This window comes from Escherichia sp. WS1265 (assembly GCF_046487585.1).
Classification (GTDB): Bacteria; Pseudomonadota; Gammaproteobacteria; order Enterobacterales; family Enterobacteriaceae; genus Escherichia; species Escherichia coli.
The window spans coordinates 105464-113572 of sequence record NZ_JBJQJE010000018.1 but is presented as its reverse complement, the minus strand read 5'-3'; the positions used below and the strand labels follow the sequence as shown (position 1 = coordinate 113572).

Annotated in this window: 12 protein-coding genes; 1 reads left to right on the top strand and 11 read right to left on the bottom strand. The window is 50.3% G+C overall.

Features of this window, described 5'->3' with window-relative positions:
• The 9 genes from ACJHX3_RS17845 to fkpA form a co-directional block, all read right to left on the bottom strand.
• The coding region (locus ACJHX3_RS17845; protein ID WP_073972214.1) for a GTP-binding protein at nucleotides 1–637 on the bottom strand (637 nt) is incomplete at its 3' end.
• 70 nt (nucleotides 638–707) lie between these two features.
• Complete coding sequence (gene fusA / locus ACJHX3_RS17840; protein ID WP_000124700.1) at nucleotides 708–2822, bottom strand: elongation factor G; 2115 nt, start codon at nucleotides 2820–2822, stop codon at nucleotides 708–710.
• 96 nt (nucleotides 2823–2918) lie between these two features.
• Entirely contained in the window at nucleotides 2919–3389 is a 471-nt protein-coding gene (rpsG, locus tag ACJHX3_RS17835) for a 30S ribosomal protein S7 (RefSeq protein WP_001138043.1), read from the bottom strand.
• A 96-nt stretch (nucleotides 3390–3485) separates the two neighbouring features.
• The gene (rpsL, locus tag ACJHX3_RS17830; RefSeq protein WP_000246815.1) at nucleotides 3486–3860 is read right to left on the bottom strand and encodes a 30S ribosomal protein S12; all 375 of its coding nucleotides are present in this window, start codon (nucleotides 3858–3860) and stop codon (nucleotides 3486–3488) included.
• Between the two features lie 125 nt (nucleotides 3861–3985).
• On the bottom strand, nucleotides 3986–4273 hold the full coding sequence (tusB, locus tag ACJHX3_RS17825; RefSeq protein WP_000903377.1) for a sulfurtransferase complex subunit TusB: 288 nt from the start codon (nucleotides 4271–4273) through the stop codon (nucleotides 3986–3988).
• A 7-nt stretch (nucleotides 4274–4280) separates the two neighbouring features.
• Nucleotides 4281–4640, bottom strand: a complete 360-nt coding sequence (tusC, locus tag ACJHX3_RS17820; protein WP_000820713.1) for a sulfurtransferase complex subunit TusC — start codon at nucleotides 4638–4640, stop codon at nucleotides 4281–4283.
• The gene (tusD, locus tag ACJHX3_RS17815; RefSeq protein ID WP_410236195.1) at nucleotides 4640–5026 is read right to left on the bottom strand and encodes a sulfurtransferase complex subunit TusD; all 387 of its coding nucleotides are present in this window, start codon (nucleotides 5024–5026) and stop codon (nucleotides 4640–4642) included. The genes tusC and tusD overlap by 1 nt, the downstream gene beginning before the upstream one ends.
• A complete protein-coding gene (locus ACJHX3_RS17810) occupies nucleotides 5026–5748 on the bottom strand; it encodes a transcriptional regulator (RefSeq protein WP_000091466.1) in 723 nt (240 codons plus the stop codon). Before ACJHX3_RS17810 ends, tusD begins: the two co-directional genes overlap by 1 nt.
• 166 nt (nucleotides 5749–5914) lie before the next feature.
• Nucleotides 5915–6727, bottom strand: coding sequence for an FKBP-type peptidyl-prolyl cis-trans isomerase (fkpA, locus tag ACJHX3_RS17805; protein WP_000838261.1), 813 nt, complete (start codon nucleotides 6725–6727; stop codon nucleotides 5915–5917).
• A 220-nt stretch (nucleotides 6728–6947) separates the two neighbouring features.
• Here fkpA and ACJHX3_RS17800 point away from each other — a divergent pair, with 220 nt between their 5' ends.
• Nucleotides 6948–7166 carry a protein SlyX gene (locus ACJHX3_RS17800; RefSeq protein WP_001153615.1) on the top strand — a complete coding sequence of 73 codons (219 nt, stop codon included), beginning with the start codon at nucleotides 6948–6950 and terminating at the stop codon, nucleotides 7164–7166.
• Between the two features lie 48 nt (nucleotides 7167–7214).
• Here ACJHX3_RS17800 and slyD read toward each other — a convergent pair whose 3' ends face one another.
• Nucleotides 7215–7805: a peptidylprolyl isomerase gene (gene slyD, locus ACJHX3_RS17795; protein ID WP_000861334.1), complete on the bottom strand. Its 591-nt coding sequence runs from the start codon at nucleotides 7803–7805 to the stop codon at nucleotides 7215–7217.
• A 94-nt stretch (nucleotides 7806–7899) separates the two neighbouring features.
• A complete protein-coding gene (locus ACJHX3_RS17790; RefSeq protein ID WP_001007730.1) occupies nucleotides 7900–8100 on the bottom strand; it encodes a YheV family putative zinc ribbon protein in 201 nt (66 codons plus the stop codon).
• Between the last annotated feature and the right edge of the window lie 9 nt (nucleotides 8101–8109).

Genomic DNA, 8109 nt, shown 5'->3' with positions numbered 1-8109 from the left:
GCAGGAACGGCTTGTCAATCGCACGCTCTGGTTCCGGAATGTAAGAATCCAGGAAGCCAGCCAGTTCCAGGATTTTCGCTTCCCACTCTGCGTCGCCTTCCAGCGCTTTCAGAGCAGAACCACGAACGATCGGAGTGTCGTCGCCCGGGAAGTCGTACTGAGACAGAAGTTCACGAACTTCCATTTCAACCAGTTCCAGCAGCTCTTCGTCATCAACCATGTCGCATTTGTTCAGGAACACGATGATGTACGGAACGCCTACCTGACGACCCAGCAGGATGTGCTCACGAGTCTGCGGCATCGGGCCGTCAGTCGCAGCAACTACCAGGATCGCGCCGTCCATCTGAGCAGCACCGGTGATCATGTTTTTAACATAGTCGGCGTGCCCCGGGCAGTCTACGTGTGCGTAGTGACGGGTCGGGGTGTCATATTCAACGTGAGAAGTGTTGATGGTGATACCACGAGCTTTTTCTTCCGGCGCGTTATCGATCTGGTCGAATGCACGAGCAGCACCGCCGTAGGTTTTAGCCAGTACGGTGGTGATTGCAGCGGTCAGAGTAGTTTTACCGTGGTCAACGTGGCCGATAGTACCAACGTTAACGTGCGGTTTTGTACGTTCAAATTTTTCTTTAGACACGGCTATATTCCTTACTATAGTGCTCTCCCCTTCAGGAGAGAGCACGGGACTTTGGTATTAACCCTTAGGCTTATTTACCACGGGCTTCAATTACGGCCTGAGCAACGTTACTCGGCGCTTCATCATACTTCAGGAATTCCATGGTGTATGATGCACGACCTTTGGTCAGAGAACGCAGCTGAGTTGCATATCCGAACATTTCAGACAGCGGTACTTCAGCGTGGATCTTAACGCCAGTAACTTCAGATTCCTGACCTTTGAGCATACCACGACGACGGCTCAAGTCACCGATAACGTCACCGGTGTTCTCTTCCGGAGTTTCTACTTCAACCTTCATGATCGGCTCAAGCAGAACTGGTTTCGCTTTCTTAAAGCCTTCTTTAAAGGCGATAGAAGCAGCCAGTTTAAACGCCAGTTCAGAGGAGTCAACGTCATGGTAAGAACCGAAGTGCAGACGAATACCCATGTCTACTACCGGGTAGCCTGCCAGCGGACCTGCTTTCAGCTGTTCCTGGATACCTTTATCAACGGCCGGGATGTATTCGCCAGGGATTACACCACCTTTAATGTCGTTGATGAACTCGTAGCCTTTCGGGTTTGAACCCGGCTCCAGCGGGTACATGTCGATAACAACATGACCATACTGACCACGACCACCAGACTGTTTCGCGTGTTTACCTTCAACATCGGTAACTTTCTGGCGGATAGTTTCACGGTAAGCAACCTGCGGTTTACCTACGTTCGCTTCAACGTTGAATTCACGCTTCATACGGTCAACGATGATGTCGAGGTGCAGTTCGCCCATACCCGCGATGATGGTCTGGTTAGATTCTTCGTCAGTCCATACACGGAAAGACGGGTCTTCTTTAGCCAGACGACCCAGAGCCAGACCCATTTTTTCCTGGTCAGCTTTGGTTTTCGGTTCAACTGCGATGGAGATTACCGGCTCAGGGAATTCCATACGTTCCAGAATGATCGGCGCATCCGGGTCACACAGGGTGTCACCAGTGGTTACGTCTTTCAGACCGATAGCAGCAGCGATGTCGCCCGCGCGAACTTCTTTGATCTCTTCACGTTTGTTAGCGTGCATCTGAACGATACGACCGAAACGCTCACGTGCAGCTTTCACGGAGTTCAGTACGGTATCACCAGAGTTAACCACACCGGAGTAAACACGGAAGAAGGTCAGGTTACCAACAAACGGGTCGGTAGCGATTTTGAACGCCAGTGCAGAGAACGGCTCGTCATCACTTGCGTGACGTTCAGCCGGAGTGTCTTTACCGTCGTCCAGGATACCGTTGATCGCAGGTACGTCAACCGGGGATGGCAGGTAATCGATTACCGCATCCAGCATCGCCTGAACACCTTTGTTCTTGAACGCAGAACCACAGGTTACCAGGATGATTTCGTTGTTCAGAACGCGCTGACGCAGAGCACCTTTGATTTCTGCTTCAGTCAGTTCTTCACCACCCAGGTATTTTTCCATCAGCTCTTCAGAAGCTTCAGCTGCGGATTCGATCAGGTTCTGGTGCCATTCGTTAGCCAGTTCAACCATGTCTGCCGGGATATCTTCGTATTCGAAGGTTACGCCCTGGTCAGCGTCATTCCAGTTGATAGCTTTCATTTTCACCAGGTCAACAACACCGGTGAAATGTTCTTCAGCACCAATCGCCAGCTGCAGCGGAACCGGGTTCGCGCCCAGACGGGTTTTGATCTGGTTAACAACTTTCAGGAAGTTCGCACCCATGCGGTCCATTTTGTTAACGAACGCAATGCGCGGAACTTTATATTTGTTTGCCTGACGCCATACGGTTTCAGACTGCGGCTGAACACCACCAACTGCGCAGTAAACCATTACCGCACCATCGAGAACACGCATGGAACGTTCTACTTCGATTGTGAAGTCAACGTGCCCCGGGGTGTCGATGATGTTGATGCGATGCGGCTCATACTGCTTAGCCATACCAGACCAGAATGCAGTAGTCGCAGCGGAAGTGATGGTAATACCACGTTCCTGCTCCTGCTCCATCCAGTCCATGGTTGCAGCGCCGTCATGAACTTCACCGATTTTATGGTTTACACCGGTGTAGAACAGAATACGTTCGGTAGTAGTGGTTTTACCGGCGTCGATGTGCGCACTGATACCGATGTTACGGTAGCGTGCGATGGGTGTTGTACGAGCCATTTGTTTCCTCGTTTATCTTTTAGGCGTTCAATTTAAGTAGCCCAAAGCGGGCTGCTTACTGGAAGCGCCCGCCTGGTGACTAAAACTCCGAAGGGATTACCAACGGTAGTGTGCGAACGCCTTGTTGGCTTCGGCCATACGGTGAACGTCTTCACGTTTCTTAACTGCAGTACCTTTGTTTTCTGCAGCATCAGAAAGTTCGTTCGCCAGGCGCAGAGCCATGGATTTATCACCGCGTTTACGAGCAGCTTCAACGATCCAACGCATTGCCAGAGCATTACGACGAACCGGACGGACTTCAACTGGTACCTGATAAGTAGAACCACCAACGCGGCGAGACTTAACTTCTACAGTCGGGCGCACGTTTTCGAGAGCTACTTCGAATGCTTCCAGTTCAGATTTACCAGAGCGCTGAGCCAGGGTCTCCAGCGCGCTGTATACGATAGATTCAGCAGTAGATTTTTTACCATCTACCATCAGGATATTTACAAATTTAGCCAGCAGTTCTGATCCGAACTTCGGATCCGGCAGAATTTTACGCTGACCAATGACGCGACGACGTGGCATGGAAATACTCCGTTGTTAATTCAGGATTGTCCAAAACTCTACGAGTTTAGTTTGACATTTAAGTTAAAACGTTTGGCCTTACTTAACGGAGAACCATTAAGCCTTAGGACGCTTCACGCCATACTTGGAACGAGCCTGCTTACGGTCTTTAACGCCGGAGCAGTCAAGCGCACCACGTACGGTGTGGTAACGAACACCCGGGAGGTCTTTAACACGACCGCCACGGATCAGGATCACGGAGTGCTCCTGCAGGTTGTGACCTTCACCACCGATGTAGGAAGTCACTTCGAAACCGTTAGTCAGACGAACACGGCATACTTTACGCAGCGCGGAGTTCGGTTTTTTAGGAGTGGTAGTATATACACGAGTACATACGCCACGTTTTTGCGGGCATGCTTCCAGCGCAGGCACGTTGCTTTTCGCAACTTTGCGAGCACGTGGTTTGCGTACCAGCTGGTTAACTGTTGCCATTAAATAGCTCCTGGTTTTAGCTTTTGCTTCGTAAACACGTAATAAAACGTCCTCACACAATATGAGGACGCCGAATTTTAGGGCGATGCCGAAAAGGTGTCAAGAAATATACAACGATCCCGCCATCACCAGGCCATCTGGCTGGAGTGCTTAACCGTAAGTCTGACGAAATCAGTATAGTCAATGGGAATGATGTCGTTCGAAATTTGACCAGTCAAACCGCGGGCAATAAGGTCTTCGTTCAGGGCATAGACCTTAATGGGGGCATTACGCAGACTTTCAAGGTAGCGGTTACCGTCAACTGCGGCAGTTACGCCATCTTGCAATAATAGCAGTTCGTCGCCCTCACTGAGCAGACGCAGCAGCGCAGCAAAATCCGTCAGCCAGGGTGAACGATGTAATGTGTGCAGCATAAACGCCTCAAAACCTCAAAATAACATCGTAGTTGGCGAGTTCGCGGCGTAAGGCATCTGCTTCGAGCGGCGTGGCTTCGACAACAAAGGGTGTCAGCGGATCTAACCCGCGTTCGCGCAGTGAAGCCGCACAAACCCAGCACTGTTCAATGTCGTACAGACCCAACAATTTAAAAGTGGCAATGTAATCACGCGCCAGCACTGCATCGGGCTTTTGTCCTGGCAGCAGCTGAAAAACACCATCAGCAATAAAGAAGACGGCCAGATCGTCAGTTAATGCGGAAGTTGCCAGTAAAGCATCTAAACCTTCCCGACCAGCAGCTGTACCATGAGGTGCAGTAGAAAAAACAAACGCAATTCGTTTCATCAGAACTGTACCACCCTGTCACAGGTCAGCGAGGCTTCCGCCAGCGCGCCAAGTCCGCTTAAGGTAAATCCCGGCTGAAGATTTGACGAAGCCAGCCCCAGCCTTCCTGCTTCAGTTTCATCGACGATACCGCGGCGTAACGCTGCCGCTACGCAGATATTCAGCGCCACACCATGTTGCGCATTCAACTGTTGCCAGCCGCGCACAAGGTCAAATTCATCGCTTGCCGGTGAGGTCAATTGGTTAGCGTTATAGACCCCTTCCCGATAGAAAAAGACGCTGCTTAACTCATGGCCTTCTACCATCAGCGCCTGCGCAAACTGAAAAGCACTACTCGCCTGTTGCGTACCGTATGCTGGCCCGGTCACCACGATGGCAAAACGCATTACTTATCTTGTCCCTGGAAATCACCGCTTTTGAACTGGCGGATGTAGAGATAGACAGTGTGTTTGGAGATGTTCAGGCGGTCAGCAACCTGGTTGATCGCATCTTTAATATCGAAGATCCCTTTCTCGTAGAGATTTAGCACGATCTGACGATTTTTGGCGTTATTAGAAACATTGCGATCGGCATTCACTTCTTCGATGGTGAACTCCAGCGTTTGGGTAACCAGATCTTCAACAGAAGAGGCAAAGTTAACGCTTGAACCGACATCCGGGGTTTCTGGCGGCACAAAGGTGCTCATAATCTGCGAGAAGGGAACATCAAGATTCATATTGATGCACAGCAGACCAATTACACGCTGTTCGCGGTTACGAATCGCGATAGTCAGGGACTTCATTAATACGCCGCTTTTGGCGCGAGTAAAGTAGCATTTAGAAACGCTGCTATCCGCTCCCGTCATATCGTGCAGCATACGTAGCGCCAGGTCGGTAATTGGCGAACCAATCTTCCGGCCTGTATGTTCACCGTTAGCAATGCGAATGGCTGAACATTTTAGATCCTGCAAAGAGTGCAAAACGATTTCACAGTGGGAGCCAATAAGCATCGCTAACCCGTCCACCACCGCTTCGTAGGATTTCAGAATATCAAAATCGGTCTGGTCGAAAGGACGTTGATCCAGTAAATCCAACTCACTGGTTTCGTTGGTTAAAAGCGACCTGGACATGAAAAAAAACACTCCTTTTCAGGAGCCTGTCGTTAACTTTTCAGGGCAGGCTCATTAATGATGCGGGTAACTAAATTAATACAGCGGAGGTTCCGCTTTCCAGCACTAATTATATCCGGCCTGTAATAAAAAAACCGCCGCCTGGTCAGGCGGCGGTTCTTAATGCTTATTTTTTAGCAGAATCTGCGGCTTTCGCATCAGCTTCCGGCTTTGCATCAGCCTTCGGCGCTGGTTTCACATCCAGCAGCTCTACGTCAAACACCAGGGTAGAATTCGGTGGGATCCCCGGAACACCCGCTTTGCCGTAAGCCAGTTCTGGTGGAATAACCAGTTTGATCTTACCGCCTTTCTTGATGTTCTTCAGACCTTCTGTCCAACCCGGAATAACACCGTCCAGACGGAAAGAGAGCGGTTCACCACGGGTGTAAGAGTTGTCGAACTCTTTACCGTCGATCAGCGTACCTTTGTAGTTCACGACAACAGTATCGCTGTCTTTCGGTGCTTCGCCTTTACCGGCTTCGACTACCTGATAAACCAGACCAGTTGAAGAGGTTTTCACACCTTTCTCTTTGGCAAATTTCTCGCGGTACTCTTTACCTTTCGCTTCGTTATCTGCCGCGTCTTTTTCCATCTTCGCCTGAGCAGAAGACTTCACGCGAGCTTCGAATGCTTGCAGTGTCTGTTCGATCTCTTGGTCGGAGAGTTTGCTCTTATCAGCAAATGCATCCTGAACACCAGCGATCAGCTGATCTTTATCCAGTTTGATGCCCAGTTTTTCTTGTTCTTTAAGAGAATTTTCCATGTAACGACCCAGCGAAGCACCCAGTGCATAAGCTGATTTCTGATCGTCATTTTTGAACGCTGCTTTGCTGTCAGCAGTTGTAGCAGGTTTTGCAGCTTCAGCAGCAAAAGTGATCGGTGCATGCAGGGCAACGGCCATTGTGGTCGCCAGCAGCGTTACTTTAAACAGTGATTTCATCCATATCTCCAGGATCGGGGCATCTCACCCCAGGGTTAACTATTATCAGAAGGGTACTATAAAGCGTTGTCGAACAAATCTACATACAGACACGCCCTATTATCATCTATTTTCAGACTCTTTTTGTTTAAATTAGTTTCGATGACCGCGAAATGAGTGCTGTCTCGGGCAGCAAAGTTAAGTAGAATCCGCGGCGACCATTCGACAAAAGAGGTGAATCATGCAGGATTTATCATTGGAAGCACGCCTGGCAGAGCTGGAGAGCCGACTGGCTTTTCAGGAAATCACCATTGAAGAACTGAACGTCACGGTGACCGCTCATGAAATGGAGATGGCGAAACTGCGCGATCATCTGCGTCTGCTGACCGAGAAGTTAAAAGCCAGCCAGCCGTCGAACATCGCGTCGCAGGCTGAAGAAACGCCACCGCCACATTATTGAGGCGAAAAAAAAGCGGGGAATCCCCGCTTTTTTGTCACTTTTTCGGTATTAGTGGCAACCGCAACCGCCGTTACCTTTACCGCCACAGCAGCCTTCGCCACCGTGTTCATGACCGTGATCGTGGCCATGACCACCGCAGCAACCGTCGTGGTCGTGATCGTGGTGATGATCGTGCGCACCGTGAACGTGGCCATGAGCCAGTTCTTCTTCAGTCGCTTCGCGAATCGCCACAACTTCAACGTTGAATTTCAGGTTCTGACCGGCCAGCATGTGGTTACCATCAACCACGACGTGATCGTCTTCAACCGCAGTGATTTCAACCGGTACCGGACCCTGGTCGGTTTCAGCCAGGAAACGCATACCAACCTGCAGTTCATCAACGCCCATAAATACGTCTTTAGGAACGCGTTGCACCAGGTTTTCGTCGTACTGACCGTAAGCGTCGTTCGCGCCAACAGCGACATCAAATTTGTCGCCAACTTCGTGACCTTCCAGCGCCGTTTCCAGGCCAGAGATCAGGGAACCGTGACCATGCAGGTAGTCCAGCGGCGCACTCACCGGAGACTCATCAACCAACACACCGTCTTCTGTACGTACCTGATAGGCCAGGCTGACCACCAGGTCTTTTGCTACTTTCATGATATCTCCTGAGCATGGGAAGAATAGTGGCGCAGATTGTAGCGGAATTCTGCAGCCGTGTACTCACTAGCTTAAAAAAACTCGGCGCATATCGCTAGTCCGGATGAAAAATCCCGATCACTTGCTCATCTTTGCGAACGTGATCGCGGGCTTCTTTGTCTGCTTCTCGCATCTGATGTCCGCACTTAACACATTCAACAATATCAATATTATTTTCGCGCCACATCGCCATTGAATCCTGCGCCTGACAGGCCGGGCATTTTGCGCCCGCAATAAAACGTTTTCGGATTGCCATCTTTACCCT

Bases quoted from the DNA above. Each gene is read 5' to 3' on its own strand.
- fusA (WP_000124700.1), bottom strand. From the start codon at position 2,822: ATGGCTCGTACAACACCCATCGCACGCTACCGTAACATCGGTATCAGT.
- rpsG (WP_001138043.1), bottom strand. From the start codon at position 3,389: ATGCCACGTCGTCGCGTCATTGGTCAGCGTAAAATTCTGCCGGATCCG.
- rpsL (WP_000246815.1), bottom strand. From the start codon at position 3,860: ATGGCAACAGTTAACCAGCTGGTACGCAAACCACGTGCTCGCAAAGTT.
- tusB (WP_000903377.1), bottom strand. From the start codon at position 4,273: ATGCTGCACACATTACATCGTTCACCCTGGCTGACGGATTTTGCTGCG.
- tusC (WP_000820713.1), bottom strand. From the start codon at position 4,640: ATGAAACGAATTGCGTTTGTTTTTTCTACTGCACCTCATGGTACAGCT.
- tusD (WP_410236195.1), bottom strand. From the start codon at position 5,026: ATGCGTTTTGCCATCGTGGTGACCGGGCCAGCATACGGTACGCAACAG.
- ACJHX3_RS17810 (WP_000091466.1), bottom strand. From the start codon at position 5,748: ATGTCCAGGTCGCTTTTAACCAACGAAACCAGTGAGTTGGATTTACTG.
- fkpA (WP_000838261.1), bottom strand. From the start codon at position 6,727: ATGAAATCACTGTTTAAAGTAACGCTGCTGGCGACCACAATGGCCGTT.
- ACJHX3_RS17800 (WP_001153615.1), top strand. From the start codon at position 6,948: ATGCAGGATTTATCATTGGAAGCACGCCTGGCAGAGCTGGAGAGCCGA.
- slyD (WP_000861334.1), bottom strand. From the start codon at position 7,805: ATGAAAGTAGCAAAAGACCTGGTGGTCAGCCTGGCCTATCAGGTACGT.
- ACJHX3_RS17790 (WP_001007730.1), bottom strand. From the start codon at position 8,100: ATGGCAATCCGAAAACGTTTTATTGCGGGCGCAAAATGCCCGGCCTGT.